The following is a 23330-nucleotide window of genomic DNA, read 5'->3' as shown; positions in this document are numbered from 1 at the left end:
TTACTTAATCTGCCGGACAGTTCACGCGGGCGTCGGCGAGGGCGTCATCTCGGGTCGAATACTCGCCGACGATTTCGGCGCCTGGAGCTTCGGCCTTGGCGTAGGTGTCGAACATCGATTTTTCGAAACCGTCGAGAACAGTAAGAACGGTGTAGCGCTGCTCACCAAGGATGGTCGAACGGACCAGCAGCGTCTTTGTTCCGCCATAGCTCGCCGAGAGTACGCTGCATGGCGCGTCCGGCGGGCTTGAGGGCGCCTTCGCTGCTTCCGTAGGAGCGGCCGGCACCGGACCGCCGAGCCGTGAAGCTTCAGGCGCGATTTTGAAAGTCGGCAGTTTCGGTATCAGATCGGCAAGGCCGCCCGATGCGCTGTCCTCTGGGGCGGGTTTCGCTGCCGGAGCATCATGGGCATTTGCTTCCACTGGCGAATGTTCCGGTGTCGCAGATCGCGAGCCGTTGACGGCGATGCCGGTCGGCTTGTCGTCAGAAATCTGCGGCGGCGCGCCCGGCTTGAGTTTCCGGCTGGTGGTCTCCCATGATCCGATGGCTTTGACCGGGGGCTTCTGCTTCTTCGACGTATGTTTCTTTGAGGACTTTGCCTTGGCATCCGCGACCGGCGGTTTCTTCGGCGCTATGAGCCACGGAAGCTGCTCGCCGACGTCGGCGTTGGCTTTGGGACCCGCGAGGCCCTGCGGCTTCGGCCCGCCGAGCCCTGAGGGCGGCGGAAACTGGAAGTTGCGATCCCGGCGCGCCGGTTGCGGCGCGGGCGCAATGAGATCTTCCGCAGATCGCGCCGCAGGTTCGGCGCAATACTCGTCCCGATAGAGACCCGCGATGAGGTCGATCGATTTGCCGTAGGCGCGGTCGACGGCCCAACGGCGAGCCAGATCGCCGAAGGTCACCTGACGACCAAGCCGCCGCGAAGCTTCGACGATATCGCCTTGTCTTTGACGCGTCCGCGTTGCAATGGGTTCTGCGAGGCGCTCGCCGGAATAGGCGACGAGGTGCTGGATTTGCGCGTGCACGCCGGTCGCCACGTCGGCAAAGCGCTCTCCGTGGACGCCGCCGCCGGTGGCGCCGATCCCGGCAAAGTTGTTTTGATTTTCGCCGACGTCGCCGCGCCGCCCGTCGCCGCGCCGAAACTTCAGGAAGTTGGTTTCGATCGCCATTTGAAAGAAGGCGTAATCCCAACGTACCCGCCAAGCCTCGCCGAAGTGCTTGTACAAAGAAGCGATATCGCGGTAGCGCGGATCGAGATGCGGATTGCGCTCAGTCAAAAAGGCCATGAGCCGTGCCGGCGTCACGCACTTTGGAACGGGGTTCGCATCGCTCGAGCGGATCGGCGGCGCCGCCTCCGCCATCGATGTTGAAAGCGCGAGAACGGCTGCGGCTGCGATCAGCCTTAGAGCTGAGCGTCCCCGGGCCTGACGGGCGGATAGCATCGCCATAGGGTGGCCCTTTGCAGGTACCTGCACTCAGCCATCCGGGCAGAGTTCGAAGGCCTTATCGAGTGCCTGCGATGGGTTTGCGAACTCGCCGACGGTCTTGCCGCCCTTGGCATAGGCGGAGATGTAGGCCTCCGCTTCGCGCTTTTCCGAGCCCTCGTTGACGTCGAGAACCGTATAATTGTCCTGCTGATCGGCGCGGGCTCTGATGATGACCGAATGGCCGCCGCCGTAGCTCGCCGTCCAAACTTTGCACGTCGGCCGTGGACCCGAAGGCGGCGTGATCAACGACTTCGACGTTATGCTGGACGAAATGACCGACTTGGTTCCGGCGCCGAGGGCCGCGGTCTGAACCTTTTTGCCTAAGCTTTTCTTCGGCGGCTCGACGGGCGCTGCGTCGGCAGGGCCGCGCGTGTCTGCTTCAACAGAAGCATTTGCGGGCACCTCAGCCTCCGGCAGGGCGGCGTTGATAATCTTGACCGCGGCCGGAGCCTTATCTGCCGGCGCCGGTTCGCCGACGGCGACCGTGGGAGCATTTTGTGCAGGGAGCAGCGACTCCGCACCGAGGCTCGATCGAACAAACGATCCGGATCGGCGGGCTTCATCAACGGCGCGGCGCGCCAGATCGGCACCCGAAAGTTTCGCCGCTGCCGCGTCTGAGGAGACGTCAGCAGCAGTTTCCTCGGCCGCGGTCGCGGCCGCGACCTTCACCGGAGTTTTGGATTTTGCCGTCGCAAGCTCCGGCTTGGCGAGCGCCAGCAACTCCGGATGCGGATCGGCACCTTTGCACGGGCTGCCGTAGAATGTATCGGCGAGGCCCGCGATATCGCGTGCATAGCGGCGTGACGTCGGCGCCCACTGCTTGGCAAGCTGAGCGTAATCGACCGGGCCTTTCAGCGTCTTTTGCCAGTCTGTGAGGACGCCCCATTCCTGCACCTTGCGCGTGCGTTCCGCGACGGGATTGTCGAGGTGCTCGCCGGCGTAAAGGAGAAGGTGCTGAAGGTGGGCTTTGACGCCCGTTTCGATGTCGGGGAAGCTCTCGCCGGGAACATGCTTGCCGGTGGCGCCGAGACCCGCGAAGTTATTTTGTGTCGACGCGACATCACCCCCGAATTTGAGGTTGCCCGTCTCGAGCATCATCTGGAAGAACGCGATATCCCAGCGAATATTATACTTTTCGCCAAGCCGCATGTAGTCGGCGGCGATCGTCGCGAAACGCGCGTCTAGATTGGGGTTGCGCGATTCCAGGAAGGCCATCAAGCGGCCCGGCGTCGTGCAGACGGGCACCTTGTTGGACGCGCTGAGTTCCACTTGCGGAAGGTTTGCGGCCGAAGCCGGCAGAGAAACGGCAGCCAAGGAAGCGGCTGCTGCGATCGCGAGCGCCAACGGCACCCGAACGCGGCAAATCATGGATCCACCCATAGCGACGCGGCACCCCCAGAAGAGCGCCCAACAGAACCATTAAGGTTTCTAGGCGCTTAACGTTAAGAAAGTCTTTCTTCTGACCCCCCGTGAGTCAGTCTGCACCGTGGCCAAGCATTTGGGCGGTATTGAGAGCGGCTAAGGGTTTGATTGGGGCAGGAAACTCACGTTGAGGACAGCGGTTGCAAATGCCACCTCGCTCATCGCGTGAGGTGCTGTCCGCCGTCGAGCGCAATCATCTGTCCGGTCAGTGATGGCGTCGCGAGAATGTATCGTACCGCATTGGCGATTTCGTCCGTTGATGCGCCGAGCCCGAGCAACGTCGATCGCGTTTCGTGTTCAAACTCTTCTTCCGTCTGATGGATGCTTCGCAGCACGGGGCCTGGCGCGACCGCATTGACGCGCACACGCGGAGCCAGCGCTTGCGCTAGCGTGCGCGTCGCGGTCCACAGGCCGGCTTTGGAGATTGTGTAAGAGAAAAATTCTGGCGTCAGGTTCCAGACGCGTTGGTCGAGAATGTTGATGATGTTGCCTTCTGCGGCCTCAGGCAATTGCAGCGCCATGGCTTGCGACAGGAATACCGGCGCCTTGAGATTGATGCTCAAGTGCATATCCCACGTCGATGCCGTCAGGCTTTGAAGCGTGTCGGGAAGAAATTCCGAAGCGTTGTTGACCAGCGCAGTTAGAGGCCCGAGTTCGCGGGCGACATCGGTGACGAGGCGAGACAACGCATCGTTGTCGGCAAGGTCTGCCGGAAAGATATTGGCCCTGCCGCCGCGACTGGCGATGTCGTGGGCCAATTCCTCGGCCTCAACCAAGGACTTACGGTAGTGGATGGCGACGCTCCAGCCTGCCTTGGCCAGATCGAGCGCGATGGCGCGGCCGATGCGGCGCGCCGCACCGGTGATCAGTACCGTTTTAGCTGTCGAAGTGATTCGGTTCATGGGACCTGGTCGTGGGATTGAGGTCGTATCGGCGGTGCGTACACCCGAAACGGGCCGAACTTACCATGCCGCACTTCAGAGCGACGCTGTTGCCGTGCCCGAGTTTCTATCAAATGCTCCTGTTGCGTCTCACCCTCGGGATCAATTCCTGCTCATTTCAAAGTCAAACTCGCAAGATCCAGGCTTCTTATCCCGGCAACGTTGCCCGACGGTAACAGGACGCCGTGAAGTGGATGCCACAGGCGTACAAGCACTTGTTTGCACGTCCCGAAAAAGTTCTCATCAGCTCAGGGTGGCGAGAATCGCAGAAAACGCTTGGGCGGTGAACTGCGAGTGGTTTTGGGGATTTCAATTATGTCGAAGATCCGAGGGTTCCTGTGCGCAGCAAGCGGGGCGGCGATCGCTTCGCTGGCGATGTCCACTGCTGTGCTCGCTGACGACGAGGCCCCGAAGTTTGGGTACTCGCTGACTATGTCGGCAACAAGTGACTACATCTTCCGCGGTATTTCGTTGAACGATCAAGATCCGGCATTCCAGCCATACCTCGAATTCACGTACGGCATCGGCTACGTCGGCTTCTGGGGTTCTAACGTCGCAGCCCCGGCCAACCCGTTCGAGTTGGACATCGTCGCCGGCATAAGACCTGTCACGGGCCCCGTAAGCTGGGACATCGGTGTAATATATTATACTTATCCAGACTCGAGCATCGCCGGGGATCTGGACTACGTAGAATTCAAGGTTGGGGCTTCGGCGACTCCGATGACCAACTTGACAATAGGCGCTACGGGCTACGTGACGCCAGATCAGGGCATCACATATCCTGAGACCGAAACGATCGAGGGCACCGTCTCTTATACGTTGCCCAACTTCTCAGCTGGAGCCACGGTCTTTACGCCGTCGCTCAGCGGATTGGTTGGTTATTCGACGAGTACCAGAACCAGTGACTTTCCGCTCGGCGCCTTCTTGGGCGAAAAGGATTACACCTACTGGAACGCCGGCCTGAAGTTGGCGGTCGATAAGTACTTCATGGATTTCCGCTACTGGGATACGAATATCGACAACACTCTGTCGGACTCCCGCTTCGTGTTCTCGGCTGGCGTGACGCTTCCCTAGTCCCGATTCTATAGTCCCGTCTTAATTTGGCCGGGGTCCATTGGACTCCGGTCTTTTTATGCGTCGCTACAACACGCCTATTGGCCGGATGATTTGTCACCAATCTCCGACAAGCACCTGCTTGCGAAGCGGGGCAACTCACGACAAATTCGATCGGCCCCCTTGGCTTGAGCGACCCACATCGTGCTTCCGTCCGTCATCACCCTTGTCGTTATTACAACTCTGATCGCCGCCTTCCGGCTGGCGCCGCGACTGCTGCCGCGCCGGATTCTGCTCGACGACGCCCCCGACGAGCCGCGTTCGTTCGGATGCGGAATATCGTGGCTGGCCATCAAGACCCGCGATACGCACCGGCTCGTGCGATATCTGGAGTTGACGGACCTGCACCATGCAAATTGGAATTCTGGCCTCGGCGCGGTCTACGATTCCGAGCTCTCCGACGATTACGTTTTTGTTTCGCCACCCATCAAAGGATGGACGATCGTAGCTGGCGTTTCGCTGCCGCTGCCGGCCGGGGGGGCATTCATCGATAAGATGTCGCCGTTGCTGCAGCACCTCGCGACCGCCTTCTCGGACGTGCAGTATTTCGCGACATTTCCGATCATCGATTTCTACGCTTGGGCGTGGTGGGCGAAGGGCCGCGAATTGCGGGCTTGCGCCATCGGCGAGGCGGGCATCGTCTGGGAGAGAGGCGAGCTGACGCCGGACGAACGAAAGCTTGGCCTCTCGTTTATCGAACTGCGCGGCATCAGAGGCCGCCAAGGAGACATCGGCGGCGCGCTCGATCTCCATCCAACCGAGCTTCACGTCTTGAGCGTTGCTGGAGCCTGGAGCATCAATCCGGTGTCGATCGGCAAACTAAATACCGATGCCGGCGTCGGTTGGATTGGTCGTGCGCCACAAAGTTGGCGGGCCGAGAGACAGCGACGCGTCGCCTGAAGGCGTGTCAAGCCGCAGTCAGTGGGCGCGATAGCTGTCGTCCATGCGCGGTCCTGGAAGCGGCGAATTCTGATTTCGTTCGAATGACTGTGAGGCTCCCCGCGATGCGTCGTCTCGTGCCGTGGAGCGTGCCGGCGGAACAGAAACCTGATCCGCGGAGCAAAGCTTGCGTTGGTTTTCGTTGTTGCCGCAAGCGCGCGGCTTGCCGTCTTTCGACAAGCAGAAGCGGACTTCCTTGAGCTGGCCGCCTCTTCCCCCGCAGACGACGGCCACCATGTCGTCGCGGAACGCTGGATTGGCGCGAAGAAATTCGTTGCGAACGTCCAACGGCGATAGGGTCTGCGATTGAAGCGGATTGCGAAACCGTTCCGGTATCTTGATGCCTTCAAACAACCGGTGCGCGGTTGAAAAATATCGCTCCGGGTCGAGCCCCGAGCAGGTTCCGTGCGCGCGGTATTCGTGGATGACGAGCCCGCGGCTCGGCATGATGTCGAGCATGCTATCGATCACGGGCTCCGGCACGAACGGCCGGCGCGGCAATTGGCAGTCCGACGGATAGCCGCGCTCATACTGCGGCCAAAGTCCGTGCAGAATAAACGAATAGCGGCGACCGTCGCTGCGGTTGCACTGCATCCTGTCGCTATCGCCTTTCTCGGCGCAATAGGTCGGGCTCCAAGAGAGTACGAGTACGTAATAGTCGAACTGTCCGGCGACATTGCGTTGACCGTCGTTCCGGTAGTTGTTCGTGTCGCTATAAGCGCCACCATTGTCGTTATCGTAACGATTGGTTGTGTTGTCGTTCGCGTTTGAGCTTGGAGTCTTGTTGGCTGGCGTGTTGGTGTTCCGCCAGGACCAATTCTGTTGCGCACCGAAATGCGCGATCAAGCCGCCCAAAATCGCAAACACCAGGATGGTCCAAAGAAGATGTGGCTTGAGCATTTGCGTCGTCTCGGTCGTTGGATATCAGGGAGCTGCGTCATGGCGGGCGGGTCGCGTCTATGTGGCTAGGTCGTTGGCTTGGCCAGTGCCGCCAGAATTCTGACCCAACTCCGCGCCCCCTTCTCAAAGCTTCGCACGTTGTACTTTTCATTCGGCGAGTGGATGCGGTCGTCTTCGAGGCCGAAGCCAATCAGCAGGCTGTCCATCCCGAGCGCATCGCGGAATGAGGAGACAATCGGGATCGACGCGCCGCATCCCATCAGCACGGCAGGTTTGCCCCACTCGTCTTCGAGCGCCTTGGCGGCGGCCTGCATGGACACATCTGTGGTGTCGAACATGATGGCGCCGGAGCCACGATGATGGCCGAGCCACGTTGCTTTGCAATCCGGCGGCAGGATTGCCGCGACGTAGTCGTGAAGCGCGCGCATCACGTCGTCGGGGTCCTGTCCGGGAACGAGCCGGCACGTGATCTTCACCGATGCCTTCGCCGGTATGACGGTCTTCGAGCCGACGCCCTGATAGCCGCCGGTGACGCCGTTGAATTCGAGCGTCGGGCGCGACCAGAGCTGTTCGATGATCGAGCGGCCCGCTTCGCCTGCTGCTGTCTTGAGGCAGACGGCGCCGAGGAATGCGTCGCCTCTGAGCCCAAGCGATTGCCACTGCGCCAACTGCTCCGGCGTCGGATCTCTGACGCCGTCATAGAAGCCCGGTACGGCGACACGGCCGCTGTCATCGTGGAGCGCCGCCATGACTTTCGCGAGCGCCCGAATTGGGTTCGTCACCGGTCCGCCATAGATGCCGGAATGGAGATCGCGGTCGGGTCCGCTGATCACGAGTTCATCACCGGCGAGGCCGCGCAGCATCGTCGTGATGGCAGGCGTATCCTTGTCCCACTGGCCGGTGTCGCAGACGAGAACGAGATCGGCTTTGAGTTCATCGCCGTGCGCGGCGAGAAAGCCCGGCAGCGACGGCGAACCGCACTCTTCCTCGCCTTCGATCAAGACTGAGACCGCGATCGGCAGTTGGCCAGCGACGGTCTTCCACGCCCGGGCCGCCTCGAAGAAGGTCATCAGCTGACCCTTGTTGTCTTCGGCTCCGCGCGCCACGATCACGTCGCCGTTTGGGCTCTCGCTGGTGATGCGCGGCTCGAAAGGCGGAGTTTTCCAAAGCTCGATGGGGTCGGCCGGTTGCACGTCGTAGTGCCCATAGAACAGCACGTGCGGCATACCAGCGATGCGATCCGCGCGATCATGCGCGACGACCATCGGGTGGCCGCTTGTCGGCACAACCTTGGCCTCGGCGAAACCGATGTCTTTTAATGTCGCTGCGCACCACTGGGCGGCGGTAAGGCAACTTGCCTTGTACGCTGGATCGGTCGAGACGCTGTCAATACGCAAAAGCTCGAACAGACGGTCGAGTCCTGCGGATTTAGATTTGCCGAGAGTATCAAGAACGGTTTCGAGGACGCTCATCGTGATAGACTTCCCACACTGTTGCAGGCGAAGCGAGAGCTGGGACAAACCTAGGAATGGCGAGCCTCAACTGCTATGGCACGTCTCCCTGAAGCACATCATGGTCATCATGAAGACCGCACCGGAGGTCTGATGGCACAGCCAGACACTGACAGCAAAAGGAAATGGGTTTACGCCTTCGTCCCCGGCAATGCCGAGGGCGGCGCCGACATGTCTGAGCTTCTTGGCGGCAAAGGCGCCAATCTCGCGGAGATGGCGACGCTTGGCCTTCCCGTGCCCCCCGGATTCACGATCACGACGGATGTTTGCGAGGCGTTCTTCGCTGCCGGAAACAAATTGCCCGATGCCTTGCGAAGCGATGTGATGCAGGCACTCGCCGTGATTGGGGAGACCGTCTCCGCCCGTTTTGGAGACGAGAAGCGGCCGCTTCTGGTTTCCGTCCGGTCCGGTTCGCGTGCCTCGATGCCCGGCATGATGGACACCATCCTTAATCTCGGGCTCAACGACAGGACCGTCGAAGGACTGGCTGAGCTCACGGGCGATCCGCGCTTCGCGTTCGACAGTTATCGCCGTTTTATTCAAATGTACGGCGATGTCGTTCTGGGCGTCGATCACGGCGCGTTCGAGGACATTCTCGAGAATTTCAAGAACCTCAACGGATTTGCCGCCGATACCGACCTCGACGAAGAGGCGTGGCGCGAAATTATCGCCGATTACAAAGCCGCGATCGAGCGCGAGTACGGCGCGCCATTTCCGCAGGACACCAGCGAGCAGCTCTGGGGCGCCATCGCGGCGGTATTCGATTCCTGGCACAACCCGCGCGCCGAAACTTATCGCCGGTTGCACGACATTCCGGACGACTGGGGCACGGCCGTCACCGTGCAGGCAATGGTCTTCGGAAACCTCGGAGACAATTCCGCGACCGGCGTTGCCTTCACCCGCAATCCTTCAACGGGCGAGCGCGAGATTTTCGGCGAGTATTTGCCGAACGCCCAGGGCGAAGACGTGGTTGCCGGAATTCGCACGCCGCAGCCGTTGACGAGGAAAAACGCCGGCACGGCACCTGAAGCTTCACTCGAACTCGCCATGCCGGAAGCGTTCGCAGAGCTGAAACAAATTTTCGATCGGCTCGAACATCATTATCGCGACATGCAGGACGTCGAATTCACTGTTCAACTCGGCAAGCTTTGGATCCTGCAGACGCGAGCCGGCAAGCGCACGACCGATGCCGCGCTGAGAATTGCCATCGACCTCGCGAGCGAGGGGCTGATAAGCCGGGAAGAGGCGATCCTGCGGGTCGAGCCGACGCAGCTCGATCAGTTGTTGCATCCCGCGATCGATCCGGCGGCCGAGCATGATCTGATCGCCAAGGGATTGCCCGCCTCGCCTGGAGCCGCGTCGGGCGAGATCGCATTTCATTCCGAGATGGCGGAAGCACTTAAGGCCAAAGGCAGGGACGTCATTCTCGTCCGCTCCGAAACGAGCCCCGAGGATGTACAAGGCATGCACTCGGCCGTTGGCATCCTCACTGCGCGCGGCGGCATGACCAGTCACGCGGCCGTCGTGGCGCGCGGCATGGGCCGGCCGTGCGTCTCTGGCGCCGGAACGCTCAGGATCGATGCCAATACAGGGGTGATGCGCGCCGGCATACGCACCTTCAAATCCGGCGACATCATCACGATCGATGGCAGCACGGGATGCGTCTATGCGGGCAAGGCGAAAATGCTTCCCCCCCAGCTCTCGGGGACGTTTGCAACCGTCATGGAATGGGCGGACGGCGTCCGCCGCATGAAAGTTCGCACAAACGCCGACACACCGCGCGACGCGCGCCAGGCTCGGCGTTTCGGCGCCGAGGGCATCGGACTTTGCCGGACCGAGCACATGTTTTTCGAGGAAGGCCGCATTCTGGCTGTGCGCGAAATGATCTGCGCCGAAGACGAGGAGGGTCGGCAGCGGGCGCTGGACAAGCTGCTGCCGGTGCAGCGCGCCGATTTCGAAGAACTCTTCGAGATCATGGCAGGATTGCCGGTGACGATCCGTCTGCTCGATCCGCCACTGCACGAATTTCTTCCCCACGAGGATCGCGAAGCAGCGCAAGTCGCAGCCGCCGTCGGCGTCGATCTGATGCACCTCAAGGCCCGCGTCGCCGAGCTTGAGGAATTCAATCCGATGCTGGGTTTCCGCGGCTGCCGGCTCGGCATCAAGTTTCCGGAGATCACGCGCATGCAGGCGCGCGCCATCTTCGAAGCCGCAGTCAACGCGCAGCGCAAAACTGGAAATGCTGTCCGGCCCGAGGTGATGATCCCATTCATCGCGTACCGCCGCGAATTCGACATTCTGCGCACCGTCATCGTCGATACCGCGAAGGCCGTTGAGGCGGAGACGGGCGTCACCATCCCGTTCGATGTCGGCACGATGATAGAGCTTCCGAGAGCGGCGCTGCGTGCCGCCGATATCGCGGCGGGACCAAAGGGCGCCGACTTCTTCTCGTTCGGTACCAACGATCTCACACAGACGACGCTCGGCCTGTCGCGCGACGATGCCGCGCCGATCCTCGCGAATTATATTGAAAAGGAAGTCGTCTCGATTGATCCGTTCGTGTCGATCGACCAGTCAGGCGTCGGAGAATTGGTGAAGATCGGCGTTGTGCGCGGCCGTGGTGCCAAACCCAGCCTCAAGACCGGCATCTGCGGCGAGCACGGTGGTGATCCGAAGTCGATCGGGTTTTTCGAAGACGTCGATCTCGACTACGTCTCATGTTCGCCGTATCGCGTGCCGATCGCGCGGCTAGCGGCAGCGCAGGCGACCATCCGGCGGCGGCAGCGCAAGGCCGTTCAACCTGCTTAGAAGGGCGTCCTAGAGCGGACCGTTTTCGCGGCGATCGATATCGTCGAGGCGCGGCTGCCGCGGGCGCGGGCCTTTATTCTTTGGGAGAAACAGGAGCCAAAGAACGAGCGGCGGCACGAGAAAGCTCCAAGCCACCCAGTAGGAATATTCGCGATTTTTGATGCCCGCCAGAATGGCCGCGAGTACCGAGGCCGATATGGCGATCAATCCCCAAACGACGATCCATTCCATTGGTCGTGACCCCTCATGTTGACGCCGCCGAGGCGCGTCGTGCGTTAAAGCAGATGCGCATCGACTATGGCAAAATCAAGCTTGAATGGCTTTTGACCTTGTCGCCGCCGCCGCAAAGTCCAGTCCGAGATCGAGAACGGACGCCGAATGCGTCAGCGCGCCGACTGAAATCAGATCGACGCCACTCGCCGCGATATCCCGAACGGTGTCCAGGTTGACCCCCCCGGAAGCTTCGGTAAGACAGCGTCCCGCCACGATTTTTACCGCGTCAGCCAACGCAGCAGGCTTCATGTTGTCGAGGAGGATGCAGTCGATATTTTCCCGCAACGCAACTTGCAGCTGCTCAAGCGTATCGACCTCGACCTCGATTTTGGTCATGTGTCCGGCAGCGGCCCTCGCCGACCTGACGGCGGCCGTGATGCCGCCCGCCGCGACAATGTGATTGTCCTTGATCATCACCGCATCAAAAAGGCCGACGCGGTGGTTGTGCCCGCCGCCGCAACGCACGGCATACTTCTCGAAGGCTCTGAGCCCCGGCGTCGTCTTTCGCGTATCGACGATCTTTGCGTTCGTGCCGGCGATCGCGTCGACGTAACGGCGCGTCAGCGTCGCAATGCCCGACAAGCGGCCAAGAAAATTGAGAGCGACGCGCTCGGCTGAAAGAACGGCGCGGGCATCACCCGAGATGCGCGCGATGATGCCGCCCGCAGAGACAGCCTCGCCATCCTCGGTTTCGATCGCGAAAACGACGTTCGGATCGAGCGCACGAAAAGCCGCTTCCGCCAAGCCTAAGCCTGCAACCACGCCCGGCCTGCGGGCAGCAATCGCAGCTTCGGCGCGCGTGCCGGGCGCCACCGTCGCCTGCGTCGTGATATCGCCGGCTATTCCCAGGTCTTCGTCGAGAGCGGCGCGAACCGCGGCATCGACGAGATATTGAGGCGGCGGTGCAGGCGGCGGCATTCGAGTCCGCGTCGCCGTCATGAGCCGCATCCGGCGAGCGCCGCGACACCGCTTGCGGAACGTGGCGGCTGATCAAGAGCATTGAGATCGTCGAGCGTGATGAAGGTGCGCCGTTGAAGTGCGGGATTGGCCGTCGGGTAGTCGACGCGGTAATGGCCGCCTCGGCTTTCCTTCCGCATTAGCGCCGCGGCAGCGATGAGGCGCGCCGTCAGAATCATATTTGAGAGAACCGAGTCGGTTGCGGCCTCCGCGTCGAGCGCTTTGAGGGCGGCAAGTGCTAACCTCAGACCTTTCGCCGAACGTGCGACGCCGACGTGTTTCGTCATGATGGCGCGCAGCTGTTCCAGGGCTTCGCGCCGGGAGGCAGGATCGGCGGCGCGCGTTCCAACGATGCGTCGTGGCTGCACGAAATGTCCGACGCGATCAGTAGGAAGATATCGAACGATGTCCGACGCGACGCGCGCCCCGAATACCACAGCTTCGAGAAGTGAATTCGATGCAAGCCGGTTGGCGCCGTGCAAGCCCGTCGACGCGACTTCGCCGACGGCCCAAAGCCCGGCGAGGCTGGTTCGCCCGCGCGCGTCGGTGGCGATCCCGCCCATGTGATAGTGCTCGGCCGGCGCGATGGGGATGAGTTCGGTCGATGGGTCGATGCCGGCTTTTCGGCAATGGCCCCAGACAGTCGGAAATTCCCTCTGGAAATTCGAACCTATCGCCTCGCGGCAATCGAGGTAGACGCCGCGGCCGGCGTTGAGTTCGGCGTATACGGCGCGTGCCACGACATCCCGGGGCGCAAGTTCGCCGCGCGGATCGATTGCCGTCACGAAGCGTTCGCCATTCGAATTGACGAGCGTCGCCCCTTCGCCGCGCAATGCTTCGGTCGCGAGCGGCGCGGGATCGATTCCCGCATCGATGGCCGTCGGATGAAACTGCACGAATTCGGGGTCGGCGATCACCGCACCGGCGCGAGCCGCCATAGCCAAGGCTTCGCCCTTTGCGTACGACGGATTGGTGGTGAGCGCGAACAACGCGCCGACGCCGCCCGTCGCCAGCACGACGGCCGAAGCGGGAACGAACGCGTAGCTGCCATTGCCGGGTGCGGACGGACGGATCAGCCGCACGCCTTCGACGCGGCCATTCTTGGCAATGAGATCGTCGGCTTCGTAGCCTTCGAGAAGCCGGATCGACGGCGTCGCACGTACGGCGGCGATGAGGGCCTGCATGATGGCCGCACCCGCCTTGTCGCCCGAGACGCGCACGACCCGCTTTTCAGAATGTGCGGCTTCTTTCGACAGGACGTAATGGCCTTCGAGATCGCGGTCGAACGGCACGCCATAGCTCAGCAAATCGCGAATGCGATCCGGTCCTTCGTCGGCAACGAGACGGGCAACCTCCTCATCGACGATGCCGCCGCCGGCCTCGATCGTATCGGCAGCGTGCTTCGCCGTGCTGTCACCTTCGCCAACAGCAGCGGCAATGCCGCCTTGTGCCCACATGCTCGACGCGCCTTCACCGAGCGGTGCCGCGGCGATGACCGTAACCGGCAGCGGCGCCAGTTTCAGAGCCGTGAACAGCCCGGCAAGACCGGCACCGATGATCACGATGTCGCCGGCACCCGGCTGGCCTTCGAAGGCGGCGAATTTTTGCGCGGCGGGGTGCTTGGTTCGTGTGCCCATAGGATTGTCTCCGGAGCGGCCTTCAAAAGCTAGTTGGTTAGCTTGACCATGCGCTCGACGGCGCGGCGCGCACGCTCGGCAACGGCCGGATCGACCGTCACTTCATAGCGCAAGTGCACGAGGCTCTCGTAGATGTTCTCGAGACTGATGCGTTTCATATGCGGGCAGAGATTGCATGGACGAATGAACTCGACGTTAGGAACTTCGACCGCGACGTTGGAGGCCATCGAGCATTCGGTAACCAGCATCACTTTCGCCGGCTGCTTGTCTTTGACCCACTGGATCATGCCGGACGTCGAGCCGGTGAAGTCGGCGGCCGCGATGACGTCGGGCGGGCACTCGGGGTGCGCGATGATCTTGAGGCCGGGCTCGTCGGCACGCATGCGTTCGAGCTCTTCGCCGGTGAAGCGTTCGTGCACTTCGCAGGCGCCCTTCCAGGCGATGACCTCGACCTTCGTCTGCGACTGGACCCACTTCGCCAAATACTGATCCGGTATGCACAGCACGCGTGGCGCGCCGAGGCTTTCGACGACCTTGACCGCATTCGACGACGTGCACGTGATATCGCATTCCGCTTTGACCGCTGCGGACGTGTTGACATAGGTGACGATCGGAACGCCCGGGTAAGCTTCGCGCAGCATCTTCACGTCGTCGGCGGTGATCGATGAGGCGAGGGAGCAGCCGGCACGCAGATCGGGAATGAGGACGGTCTTCTCGGGCGACAGCAGCTTCGAGGTTTCGGCCATGAAGTGCACGCCGGCCTGAACGATGACCTTGGCGCTCGTGCGAGCCGCCTCTTTCGCAAGCTGCAGCGAGTCGCCGCGGAAATCGGCGACGCAGTGAAAAATTTCCGGCGTCATGTAATTGTGCGCCAGGATAACGGCCTTGCGCTCGGCCTTCAGCGCATTGATCGACTTAATCAGCGGCGCGTAGTGTGGCCACTCCATCGGAGTGATGACGTGCTTCACGCGCTCGTAGAGCGGCGCCATTTCGAGCTTCAGCGCAGGCGACCAGGAAAACGGTAGTGCCGTTCCAGGCTTCGGATCGGTCAGGCCAAAAGATTTGGCGGGAGCCAATCTCGTGGCTGTAGCAACCGTAGAACCCATCGATTTCACTTCCTTAGTTTATGCTCGCAACGAGCATATTAGGAGCGTAAAACGCGCCGGCAGCATCGGCCGTAGAACGTGCTCGGAAATGCTCTGAATGAGCATCCCCGAACACGTGTCAAGATAATGTAGTTGAGAACGAAATTCCAGTGGCGCGGTTCCGGTGTCCGGCTGTCGCGTGTCCTCGACTAGAGACGGCTAGGCGGTGCCGAGACGCGTACGCCCGGCGCCGGACGTTCCAGCAAAACTTCCCGCCGGAAGCGGAAGAGTTTCGCCGGCCTGCCGCCAGTGCGCGTTTTCACGTCGCCCGTCGGTTCAACGAGACCTGCGCCTTCAACGAGCCTGCGGAAATTCTGCTTGTGCAGATGCGGCCCGAGAATGGCCTCGACCGTTTTCTGCAGTTCGTACAGCGTGAATTCGTCCGGCATCAGTTCGAAGACGACCGGGCGATATTTGATCTTGGAACGCGTACGGCTGATGGCCGTTGCGAGGATGCGGCGATGATCGGACTGCATTGCCAAGCCGAGCTTCGGACGTTCCGTCCATTCGCGTGCGGCGTTGCGGCCCTCGCGGGCGGCTTCATCTGCAAGGCCCGCTTCGTAGAGAAGTTCGAAACGCTCCAGCACCTTCTCCTCGTCCCACGGCATGCCGTCGAAGCCGAAGCAAATGCGAGCCCGATCGGCGCGGGCAATCGGCCCTTGTGCCACTGACTGAGGCGACGATTTCTCCGCCCAGGATTTGAGCCGCGGCTCGATATCGCGGGCGATGATTTCGGGCCGTCCACGCCGCCAGTCTTCCCAAGGGAAGTACTGATACCAGCTGCGCCAGACGCCGTTGGTAAGGCCGTGGTGGCCCACCGCTTGCGTCAGTGCGAGATAGCCGATGGAGACGACGTGCGGTGCCGCCTCGGCGTGCTCGGCATGGCGCCCGCGATCCGCAAATGTGTAGAGCTGCTCTGCGTAACCGAGGTCCAGACCGGTTTGATCGTGAACCCAAGCCCGAAGGCCGCCTTCAAGAGTACGATGCTCACGCGGATTAAAAGGACCGAACGGCAGAATGTCCGTCGCGCCGATGCTGTCCGCTTCGCCACGGACCACAAGAGCGACGGGTTCGTTATCGGCGACAGCTACGATCGCCGCATTGAGCCCTATACCGACGGATGAGTGTTCGATCGGCTCGTTGTCTGGAGTGCGCTGAAATTTTTCGAGCGACGGTTTTCTCCGACCAGAAAGTTCCATATTCATCGATGTCTTCCCCGTGCTCCCCATGAGGCGAGCTAGTGGGTGATCATGGCGATTTTCAGAATGCGCGCTGCAACTATAACTGGGGAAGTGCCCCAAAATCGCCGAATTGTCAGCGCCGCGACAGACGTTGAAATCTTGAAAGAAATCGTGACTGGGCGTCGCTCGTCGAGATTGGTCTAAGTTCAGCAAGTTCACGGTCGAGGATTTCCGGCACTGCGGGCCTTCCGAAAAAGAGCTCTGCCTCCGCTTCCGCGAAGCCCGCGAGTCGCGTCGCTTCGTAATAAGCCGCGATTCTGTCGGCACGCTTGATCTCGTTTTTGACCGCGGCGTCGATTTCGCCGAGGCAGAAGCGGCGGTGGATGGCTTCGAGTAGCCTGTGCTCGAAAGCCTTATAGTCAAGTCCGATAGCGGCTTTGAATGGACTGATCAGATCACCGATCACATATTCCGCCGCGTCGTGCAGCAGCCCGGCGCAAAGTTGCTTCGATCCGAAGCCCGGTTCGATCGCGGCGAGAATATCGGTGACGATCAGGCTGTGCTGCGCCACGGAAAACGCGTGCTCGCCGATCGTCTGCCCGTTCCAGCGCGCGACCCGCGCCAAGCCGTGGGCAATGTCTTCGATCTCGATGTCTTCGGGTTGCGGAGAGAGGAGATCGAGACGGCGGCCTGATAGCATGCGCTGCCAAGCTCTCGGAGCGTTGTCGCCAGTCATGCGCCGAGGCCCGCGACCTTGAGCTTCTTTTGAAGTTTCGCGCACGCATCGTGGCGAAAGCACGAGACGATGTGGTCGTTGACCATGCCGGTCGACTGCATGAACGCATAAAGCGTCGTCGATCCGACGAAGCGGAAGCCATCCGCTTTCAGCGCCTTGCTGATCCGTTTCGATATGTCCGTCTCTGCCGGGACGCCCTTCAACGATGTCAGCTTATTGATGATCGGGCGGCCTTCGATAAATCCCCAAACATATTGAGAGAACGCAATGCGCTCAGATAACGCCAGATAGGCCTTGGCGTTCGAAATCGTTGCTTCGATCTTGGCGCGGTTGCGGATGATGCCGGCGTCATTCATCAGTCGAGCGATGTCGCGCTCGGTAAAGCGCGCCATCCGAGTGGCATCAAAATTATGAAACGCTTTGCGAAAATTTTCGCGTTTCCTCAGGATCGTCAGCCACGAAAGCCCGGCCTGGAATCCTTCAAGGACGAGCTTTTCGAAAAGAGCGCGGTCGTCCGTCATCGGCACGCCCCACTCCTCGTCGTGGTAACGCGCGTACTCCGTGTCGGCAGCGCCAGCCCACGGACAACGTTCGATTTCCTTGGTGATTTTCATGGGAGCTCACGTATGGAGCGCTGACGCGGGCCGGGCTGCGGCCGTGGCGAGATAGCGCGAGAGAGCGTCGGCATCCGGCGTCACGATGATGTCGCCCGCGGTGAGCTTTTGGCCTTTCTGCTCCGCTTCGAGGGCTCGGTCCAGACGCATCATGGCGAGCGCAGTGTTGCCATCGACCGTTCCGATACATCCAATTGCAGCTTCGCCCAGCAACACGTCGGCGCCTGACGTTAGAGGCCCGTGCGCCGAAACTTTCACGACGCGTTTTCTCACGACCGTCTTGTTCTGCATCCGCGCCACGACTTCCTGTCCGACGTAGCAGCCCTTCGTGAAGGACACGCCGTGCAACAGGTCGAAGTTTGCCTCGTGCGGATAGGCGTCGCCGAATGCGTAGTCCTTGCCGCCTTCGGGGACGCCGAGCCTGACTCGCTCGGCGTCGTAGGCATGATGCGACGCTTCGGTGTCGCGCAGTTCGGGCGCAACGTTTGTCTGATCTTCGGCCAAGAGGCGGAAGCCGAAGTGAGGATGACGAGGATCGGCGAAATGGATGCCGACGTGACCTTCGGCATGCGCAGCGGTGCCATCGCCCCAGACCGCGAAAATCGTGTAGCGGGACGACACGTCGGCAATTGCGGCCTCGGCCCGGAGTTTGTACATCGATAACCGTTTCACCAGTTCGGCGGCTTTGGCGCGGTCGACGTCGAGCAGATAGCCGTCGGCGACCTGGACGACGAAAAAGTCGAACAGGATTTTGCCCTGCGGCGAAAGCAGCGCCGCATGAAGCGCCGGGTAGGGCGCCGACTCCGCAGCGACATGCTCCAGATCGTTGGTGATGAGCCCCTGCAGCAGCTTTTCGCTGTCGCGGCCTGTCACGCTCACGACGCCACGGTCGGTAAGTCGCGCTATGTTGGCGGCGGACATCTGGTCTCGCTTCGATTGCAAACGGGGTGAGAGTTACGTATGCGGGGATCTTGCCGAAGGCAAGTGCAAGGAGCGGCGCCAAATGGCCGAGACATTCGACGTCGTGTTGCGGGGCGCAACGGTCGTCAATCATGATGGCGAAGGCGTCCGCGATATCGCGGTTTCGGGCGGGCGTATAGCCGCAATCGGCGCGCTCGGAGCGGCAAAAGCTGCAGAGACGATCGATGCCAGGGGCTTGCACATCCTGCCCGGCGTCATCGACACGCAGGTGCATTTCCGCGAGCCGGGCCTGGAGCACAAGGAAGATCTCGAAACCGGCAGCCGCTCTGCGGTTGCGGGCGGCGTCACTGCCGTTTTCGAAATGCCGAACACGAAGCCCTTGACCACTTCCGCCGAGACGTTGGCCGATAAAGTGCACCGCGCCCGGCATCGCATGTTCTGCGATTTCGCCTTTTTTGTCGGCGGCACGCGCGACAATGTTGCCGACATTCCGAAACTCGAAAAGCTCGAGTCGGCGGCGGGTATCAAGGTCTTCATGGGTTCCTCGACCGGCGATCTCCTGGTCGATGACGAGGCGACGCTCGACGGCATCATTGCCAAGATTTGCCGCCGAGCCTCGTTTCATGCCGAGGATGAAGCGCGGCTTAGATCGCGCATGCACCTGCGCCGCAAAGGCGATCCATCCTCGCATCCTGAATGGCGCGACCCCGAAGCCGCGCTGATCGCAACGAAGCGGCTCGTCGGGCTCGCCGAAAAGCACGGCAAGCGCGTTCACGTGCTGCACGTCTCGACGGCCGACGAGATGGCGTTTCTGGCAGATCACAAAGCCTACGCGACGGTCGAAGTCACGCCGCATCATCTGACGCTCGAAGGCCCCGGTTGCTACGAGCGTCTTGGCGCTTATGCCCAAATGAACCCGCCGGTCCGCGACGCCCGGCACCGCGCGGCGATCTGGGCAGCGCTCGCGTCGGGCGTCGTCGACGTACTGGGTTCCGATCACGCTCCGCACACGCGCGAGGAGAAGGATCGCATTTATCCGGAGACACATTCGGGCATGACGGGCGTGCAGACGCTGGTGCCGACCATGCTCGATCACGTGAATGCCGGCCGGCTATCGCTGCAGCGCTTCGTCGATTTGACGAGTCACGGGCCGCAACGCCTGTTCGGCATCAGAAACAAGGGCCGTCTGGCGGTCGGCTACGATGCCGATCTGACGATCGTCGATCTCAAACGCAAGGTGACGATCTCGAACAAGTGGATTGAGAGTCGCTGCGGCTGGACCCCCTACGACGGTGTGGAAGTAACCGGCTGGCCGATCGGGACTTTCGTCCGCGGTCGAAAGGTCATGTGGGAGGGCGAAATCAACGGGCCCGCACATGGCGAGCCCGTTGGCTTTCTCGAAGGATTCGCGCGCTGACGCTGATTGAACGCGACCAGCTAAGCTAGGCCGCCTCAGTCAGCTAATCCGCTTGCGCGGTTCGCGCCGTACCTGCAGGCAAGCGTCTCAGAACATGCACCGTGGTGCCGACACCGGCGATGCTTGAAAGGTGCATCACGTTGCCGTTGGTCATGCGGATGCAGCCTGACGATGCCGCGGTCCCGATCGACTTGACGTCGTTGGTGCCGTGGATGCGATAGAGCGTATTGCCGAGATAGAGCGCCATGGCGCCGAGCGGATTGCGAATGCCGCCGGCCATATGTTCGGGTAGTCCTGGCTTGCGGGCGCGCATTTCAACCGGGGGCCGCCATTCCGGCCACGCTACCTTTTTCGAGATTTTTTCCGTGCCGGTCCACGCAAAACCCTGCTTGCCGACAGCAATTGGGTAGCGGTAGGCCGTCGACGAAGAGAGGACGTAGTAGAGGCGGCGTCCGGCGGTATCAATGACGATTGAGCCGGCGCCGTAGCTGTTCGGAAACGACACTTTCGGCGGTGCCACGGCGGCGATATGCGGTTGACCTCCGCCGGTCAGCGATGACGGCGATCGCTGGTTGCCTGGCGCGTTATCCGAATTGTCCGACCGATCCTGCGGCCGGCCCCAGTCCCAGCCCATGCCGAAGAGAGGCTGCGGAGCAGCGTTGGCGCGCTGCGCGCGCTGCAGTTTTTTCGGAGGCACGTAACCGTATGTTTCGTCAGCCGGGTGAAACGCCTGGGCCGGCGCTGCAATTGCGAAGCTCGTAATCACAGCTGCTAGAACGCACACATTTTTCATCGGACTAACCCTCGCCACTCACATAAGACGGGAGCGGAATACCGCGGATCTCATGTTGCCGACACCCCTCTGCGGCAATTGGCTGACATGCGTCTCCACCTCCGCAGCAATGTTCCGCTGGATTAGTCTGTTCAGTCGGAGCGTTAACTATTTTTTGATAGTAATGAGGCCGCCGCTGAGGCCGCCTGCCGGCGTCGGTTTTGCCAAGTAGCCAGAACCCCGGAGCGGGTGAGATTGGTTCGCCCAGCTCCACTAAATCCCCTGGTAATCACCAACTGCGTGGTGTTGGCCGGTGTCGGTTGCAAGACATGGACAAGCGACTAGGCCGCAACTACCAGTACGGGGATGGGGACTCGCTCAGCAAATGCCATTTTCCGGCGTCGTCTTGGCCTTTTGAATTTGCCGCGGGGGACTGCCTCATCACCGTTGCGTCTCCCGGCTACGCGTAAATGTGGAAAAATGAAGAACTGTCGTCTCGCGCGCGTGACATCACTCTCCAATACTGAGCACATCCCGCCTTGATGACCTATATTCCGAATCCGCTCATCATTCCGATCGGACTGATCGCCGGCATTCTCATTGCGGCGCCCGTTGGACCGGTCAACGTGCTGTGTATTCAGCGCGCCATCGAGCGCGGCTTCTGGGGCGGCATAGCCGCAAGTATCGGCTCGGTTATGGGCGACGGTTTGATCGCTCTCTGTGCGGGCCTAAGCGTCGGCACTCTCTCGGGCGCCGTGCAGACGCACCGCGCGATCATTCAGTTGTGCGGCGGCGTAGCGCTGATTGTGTTCGGTCTGCGGCTCTACTTCAGTCCTCCCCGGCTGAAGATGGCAGGGGAAGCCGAAGCCACAGCTCGCCTCAGGGACTTTGCCTGGGACATTCCGCAGACATTCTTTTTGACGGTCACCAATCCCGGCGCCGTACTCGGATTGATTGCCGTCTTCGGCGGCATCAGTACGTTTGTCGAAGTTCATTCGACAATCGATGTGCTGCTGATGGTCGCTGCGATCGTCGCCGGCAGTATGCTGTGGTGGATTACGCTGTCGAACCTGATCGGACGCTATCGCCATCAGATCGATATGCGCAGATTGCACGCCATCAATCGGATCGCGGGATTTCTGCTCGGACTCTTTGGAGCCGTGCTAATTGCTGAAGTGATCTGGAAGGCTGGGCGTTTTTGATCACTGGTCGCGGCGAGTGAGCGTGAACTCACCTTCGACAACGCGCTTTTCCAACCCCCGCGTCAGATGAATGACGGCATTCTCGCCGTAGATTGCCACAAGGTCCGTCAATGCCGTGAAAAGCGCGGCATAAGCCATCTGCTGTGGAGCGACGCCGGTGTCAACACCTTCGTCCCAAGCCGCCAGAATGAGATCGAGCGCCTTTAGAGTTGGGTTCTTCGTATCGATGTCTTCAAAACACTGCATAACAATTTAAACCTGTATCTCGCGCACAACCGGTGCGCCCCCCTGAACGTTGTGAACTAGCATGAGCTTGCGCGATAGGTCGTAGCTGCCACAATTCACAGTAAACCCAACGTCGCCACGTGCGTCCCGCGTTAAGCTTGTGGCCGGGCACGTGGTCAAGGGAAAGCTTTGAGCAAGCCTTCCGACAGTTCGGAACCTTCCGAGAGAAATCGCGTGATCGCGGTCTGGGCCGATGGGCTGCAGGTGTTATACGTGCGACTGTAGCTGCGATAACCCTGGTTGAAAGCCCGTGTCAGGTTGGCGCGCCGCAGTGCGCTCGATCCTTCGGCCTCCATCAGATCATGCATGCGGTCGCGCCAGTACTGACCTTCGTTGGCTCCGCAGAGTTCGCGCAGGTAGTGCACCGCCCCCAAAATCTCGGAGAGCCGCAACAGTTTATCATCGTAGGGCTTTTTATCCGCTGCTGCGATCGCTGCGGTACCGTTTGCAATGACGAGCGTGGCCGTCGCGATCGCGATCATCGACGCCCGCAGCCATCGGCGTCGCGTGCGCATTTCAGGTTTTGCGGCTGACATTTCCATTGCGGGGCACTTAAAGCAGATTCTGGGCGGAGCCACGGCCATCGCTTATATTAAATCGGTCCATTGATCATTAGGTCTCGCCGTGTGCTCACGCTATAGCCTCACATCCCCGCCCGAAGCAGTTCGCCGGCTGTTCGATTGCGCGGCCGTGGACGAGTTTCCGCCGCGCTACAACATCGCGCCGACGCAGCCTGTTCTTATCGCTCGTCTCGATCCGAAAGGCGCGCGCCAGTTGCGACTGGTGCGCTGGGGCCTGATCCCGTCGTGGGTCAAGGACCCGCGCTCGTTCGCGACGCTGATCAACGCCCGCGCCGAGACGGCGATCGACAAGCCATCGTTCCGCGGCGGTCTGCGCCATCGCCGGTGCCTTGTTCCGGCCAGCGGATTTTACGAGTGGACGGGCGCACGCGGCGCTAAGCGGCCGCACTTCATCGGCCTCAAGGATACCGAGCTTTTCGCTTTCGCCGGGATTTCGGAAGTCTGGCTCGGTGCCGATGGCAGCGAGATCGAGACGATGGCGATCCTGAC

Annotated in this window: 22 protein-coding genes; 6 read left to right on the top strand and 16 right to left on the bottom strand. The window is 61.2% G+C overall.

What is annotated here, in order from left to right; genetic code table 11:
• Window positions 1-4 precede the first annotated feature (4 nt).
• From VN623_RS05995 to VN623_RS05985, 3 genes are all read right to left on the bottom strand, one after another.
• Window positions 5-1447, bottom strand: a complete 1443-nt coding sequence (locus VN623_RS05995; RefSeq protein ID WP_325569131.1) for a hypothetical protein — start codon at window positions 1445-1447, stop codon at window positions 5-7.
• Between the two features lie 27 nt (window positions 1448-1474).
• A complete protein-coding gene (locus tag VN623_RS05990) occupies window positions 1475-2854 on the bottom strand; it encodes a glucosaminidase domain-containing protein (protein ID WP_325569129.1) in 1380 nt (459 codons plus the stop codon).
• 212 nt (window positions 2855-3066) lie between these two features.
• Window positions 3067-3810 carry an SDR family oxidoreductase gene (locus VN623_RS05985; RefSeq protein WP_325569127.1) on the bottom strand — a complete coding sequence of 248 codons (744 nt, stop codon included), beginning with the start codon at window positions 3808-3810 and terminating at the stop codon, window positions 3067-3069.
• Between the two features lie 354 nt (window positions 3811-4164).
• Between VN623_RS05985 and VN623_RS05980 the strand changes: the two genes are divergently transcribed.
• Window positions 4165-4923 (top strand): TorF family putative porin, encoded by a 759-nt coding sequence (locus VN623_RS05980; RefSeq protein WP_325569125.1) that lies wholly within the window; start codon window positions 4165-4167, stop codon window positions 4921-4923.
• 183 nt (window positions 4924-5106) lie between these two features.
• Window positions 5107-5862 carry a hypothetical protein gene (locus tag VN623_RS05975; protein ID WP_325569123.1) on the top strand — a complete coding sequence of 252 codons (756 nt, stop codon included), beginning with the start codon at window positions 5107-5109 and terminating at the stop codon, window positions 5860-5862.
• Between the two features lie 18 nt (window positions 5863-5880).
• On the opposite strand, the gene VN623_RS05970 is transcribed toward VN623_RS05975, so the two are convergent.
• The gene (locus VN623_RS05970) at window positions 5881-6801 is read right to left on the bottom strand and encodes a ribonuclease T2 family protein (RefSeq protein WP_325569121.1); all 921 of its coding nucleotides are present in this window, start codon (window positions 6799-6801) and stop codon (window positions 5881-5883) included.
• Window positions 6802-6866: 65 nt separating this feature from the next.
• Window positions 6867-8273 (bottom strand): M20/M25/M40 family metallo-hydrolase, encoded by a 1407-nt coding sequence (locus VN623_RS05965; protein ID WP_325569119.1) that lies wholly within the window; start codon window positions 8271-8273, stop codon window positions 6867-6869.
• 132 nt (window positions 8274-8405) lie between these two features.
• Here VN623_RS05965 and ppdK point away from each other — a divergent pair, with 132 nt between their 5' ends.
• Entirely contained in the window at window positions 8406-11120 is a 2715-nt protein-coding gene (gene ppdK, locus VN623_RS05960) for a pyruvate, phosphate dikinase (RefSeq protein ID WP_325569117.1), read from the top strand.
• Between the two features lie 9 nt (window positions 11121-11129).
• Here ppdK and VN623_RS05955 read toward each other — a convergent pair whose 3' ends face one another.
• The 8 genes from VN623_RS05955 to VN623_RS05920 all read right to left on the bottom strand — a co-directional run bounded on the left by VN623_RS05955 (window position 11130) and on the right by VN623_RS05920 (window position 18584).
• Window positions 11130-11351, bottom strand: coding sequence for a hypothetical protein (locus VN623_RS05955; RefSeq protein ID WP_325569115.1), 222 nt, complete (start codon window positions 11349-11351; stop codon window positions 11130-11132).
• Window positions 11352-11426: 75 nt separating this feature from the next.
• Window positions 11427-12311 carry a carboxylating nicotinate-nucleotide diphosphorylase gene (nadC, locus tag VN623_RS05950; RefSeq protein WP_325569113.1) on the bottom strand — a complete coding sequence of 295 codons (885 nt, stop codon included), beginning with the start codon at window positions 12309-12311 and terminating at the stop codon, window positions 11427-11429.
• Window positions 12312-12328: 17 nt separating this feature from the next.
• Window positions 12329-13987, bottom strand: a complete 1659-nt coding sequence (locus VN623_RS05945) for an L-aspartate oxidase (RefSeq protein WP_325569111.1) — start codon at window positions 13985-13987, stop codon at window positions 12329-12331.
• Between the two features lie 29 nt (window positions 13988-14016).
• Entirely contained in the window at window positions 14017-15093 is a 1077-nt protein-coding gene (gene nadA / locus VN623_RS05940) for a quinolinate synthase NadA (RefSeq protein WP_325569109.1), read from the bottom strand.
• Window positions 15094-15281: 188 nt separating this feature from the next.
• On the bottom strand, window positions 15282-16337 hold the full coding sequence (locus VN623_RS05935) for an NUDIX hydrolase (protein ID WP_325569107.1): 1056 nt from the start codon (window positions 16335-16337) through the stop codon (window positions 15282-15284).
• A gap of 109 nt (window positions 16338-16446) precedes the next feature.
• Window positions 16447-17013, bottom strand: a complete 567-nt coding sequence (locus VN623_RS05930) for an HD domain-containing protein (protein WP_414653174.1) — start codon at window positions 17011-17013, stop codon at window positions 16447-16449.
• 32 nt (window positions 17014-17045) lie between these two features.
• A complete protein-coding gene (locus tag VN623_RS05925) occupies window positions 17046-17663 on the bottom strand; it encodes a DNA-3-methyladenine glycosylase I (RefSeq protein WP_325569103.1) in 618 nt (205 codons plus the stop codon).
• A gap of 6 nt (window positions 17664-17669) precedes the next feature.
• Entirely contained in the window at window positions 17670-18584 is a 915-nt protein-coding gene (locus VN623_RS05920) for a folate-binding protein (RefSeq protein WP_325569101.1), read from the bottom strand.
• 82 nt (window positions 18585-18666) lie between these two features.
• On the opposite strand from VN623_RS05920, the gene VN623_RS05915 reads away from it, so the two are divergent.
• Entirely contained in the window at window positions 18667-20001 is a 1335-nt protein-coding gene (locus VN623_RS05915) for a dihydroorotase (RefSeq protein WP_325569099.1), read from the top strand.
• A 43-nt stretch (window positions 20002-20044) separates the two neighbouring features.
• Here VN623_RS05915 and VN623_RS05910 read toward each other — a convergent pair whose 3' ends face one another.
• A complete protein-coding gene (locus VN623_RS05910) occupies window positions 20045-20794 on the bottom strand; it encodes a L,D-transpeptidase (RefSeq protein ID WP_325569097.1) in 750 nt (249 codons plus the stop codon).
• A gap of 521 nt (window positions 20795-21315) precedes the next feature.
• Between VN623_RS05910 and VN623_RS05905 the strand changes: the two genes are divergently transcribed.
• A complete protein-coding gene (locus tag VN623_RS05905) occupies window positions 21316-21975 on the top strand; it encodes a LysE family translocator (RefSeq protein WP_325569095.1) in 660 nt (219 codons plus the stop codon).
• On the opposite strand, the gene VN623_RS05900 is transcribed toward VN623_RS05905, so the two are convergent.
• Window positions 21976-22221, bottom strand: a complete 246-nt coding sequence (locus tag VN623_RS05900; protein WP_325569094.1) for a hypothetical protein — start codon at window positions 22219-22221, stop codon at window positions 21976-21978. It lies immediately after the preceding gene.
• 155 nt (window positions 22222-22376) lie between these two features.
• Entirely contained in the window at window positions 22377-22775 is a 399-nt protein-coding gene (locus VN623_RS05895) for a TIGR02301 family protein (RefSeq protein ID WP_325569093.1), read from the bottom strand.
• A 109-nt stretch (window positions 22776-22884) separates the two neighbouring features.
• Between VN623_RS05895 and VN623_RS05890 the strand changes: the two genes are divergently transcribed.
• Window positions 22885-23330: SOS response-associated peptidase (locus VN623_RS05890; RefSeq protein ID WP_325569091.1), on the top strand; the 446-nt coding region annotated here is incomplete at its 3' end.

This window comes from Hyphomicrobium sp., from assembly GCF_035572195.1.
In the GTDB taxonomy this organism is placed as follows: Bacteria; Pseudomonadota; Alphaproteobacteria; order Rhizobiales; family Hyphomicrobiaceae; genus Hyphomicrobium_B.
This window is presented reverse-complemented; position numbering and strand designations above follow the sequence as displayed.

Bases quoted from the DNA above. Each gene is read 5' to 3' on its own strand.
- ppdK (WP_325569117.1), top strand. From the start codon at position 8,406: ATGGCACAGCCAGACACTGACAGCAAAAGGAAATGGGTTTACGCCTTC.
- VN623_RS05980 (WP_325569125.1), top strand. From the start codon at position 4,165: ATGTCGAAGATCCGAGGGTTCCTGTGCGCAGCAAGCGGGGCGGCGATC.
- VN623_RS05925 (WP_325569103.1), bottom strand. From the start codon at position 17,663: ATGAAAATCACCAAGGAAATCGAACGTTGTCCGTGGGCTGGCGCTGCC.
- VN623_RS05905 (WP_325569095.1), top strand. From the start codon at position 21,316: ATGACCTATATTCCGAATCCGCTCATCATTCCGATCGGACTGATCGCC.
- VN623_RS05915 (WP_325569099.1), top strand. From the start codon at position 18,667: ATGGCCGAGACATTCGACGTCGTGTTGCGGGGCGCAACGGTCGTCAAT.
- VN623_RS05930 (WP_414653174.1), bottom strand. From the start codon at position 17,013: ATGCTATCAGGCCGCCGTCTCGATCTCCTCTCTCCGCAACCCGAAGAC.
- VN623_RS05955 (WP_325569115.1), bottom strand. From the start codon at position 11,351: ATGGAATGGATCGTCGTTTGGGGATTGATCGCCATATCGGCCTCGGTA.
- VN623_RS05895 (WP_325569093.1), bottom strand. From the start codon at position 22,775: ATGCGCACGCGACGCCGATGGCTGCGGGCGTCGATGATCGCGATCGCG.
- VN623_RS05945 (WP_325569111.1), bottom strand. From the start codon at position 13,987: ATGGGCACACGAACCAAGCACCCCGCCGCGCAAAAATTCGCCGCCTTC.
- VN623_RS05995 (WP_325569131.1), bottom strand. From the start codon at position 1,447: ATGGCGATGCTATCCGCCCGTCAGGCCCGGGGACGCTCAGCTCTAAGG.
- VN623_RS05900 (WP_325569094.1), bottom strand. From the start codon at position 22,221: ATGCAGTGTTTTGAAGACATCGATACGAAGAACCCAACTCTAAAGGCG.
- VN623_RS05910 (WP_325569097.1), bottom strand. From the start codon at position 20,794: ATGAAAAATGTGTGCGTTCTAGCAGCTGTGATTACGAGCTTCGCAATT.
- VN623_RS05935 (WP_325569107.1), bottom strand. From the start codon at position 16,337: ATGAATATGGAACTTTCTGGTCGGAGAAAACCGTCGCTCGAAAAATTT.
- VN623_RS05985 (WP_325569127.1), bottom strand. From the start codon at position 3,810: ATGAACCGAATCACTTCGACAGCTAAAACGGTACTGATCACCGGTGCG.
- VN623_RS05920 (WP_325569101.1), bottom strand. From the start codon at position 18,584: ATGTCCGCCGCCAACATAGCGCGACTTACCGACCGTGGCGTCGTGAGC.
- VN623_RS05970 (WP_325569121.1), bottom strand. From the start codon at position 6,801: ATGCTCAAGCCACATCTTCTTTGGACCATCCTGGTGTTTGCGATTTTG.
- nadA (WP_325569109.1), bottom strand. From the start codon at position 15,093: ATGGGTTCTACGGTTGCTACAGCCACGAGATTGGCTCCCGCCAAATCT.
- VN623_RS05990 (WP_325569129.1), bottom strand. From the start codon at position 2,854: ATGATTTGCCGCGTTCGGGTGCCGTTGGCGCTCGCGATCGCAGCAGCC.
- VN623_RS05965 (WP_325569119.1), bottom strand. From the start codon at position 8,273: ATGAGCGTCCTCGAAACCGTTCTTGATACTCTCGGCAAATCTAAATCC.
- nadC (WP_325569113.1), bottom strand. From the start codon at position 12,311: ATGCCGCCGCCTGCACCGCCGCCTCAATATCTCGTCGATGCCGCGGTT.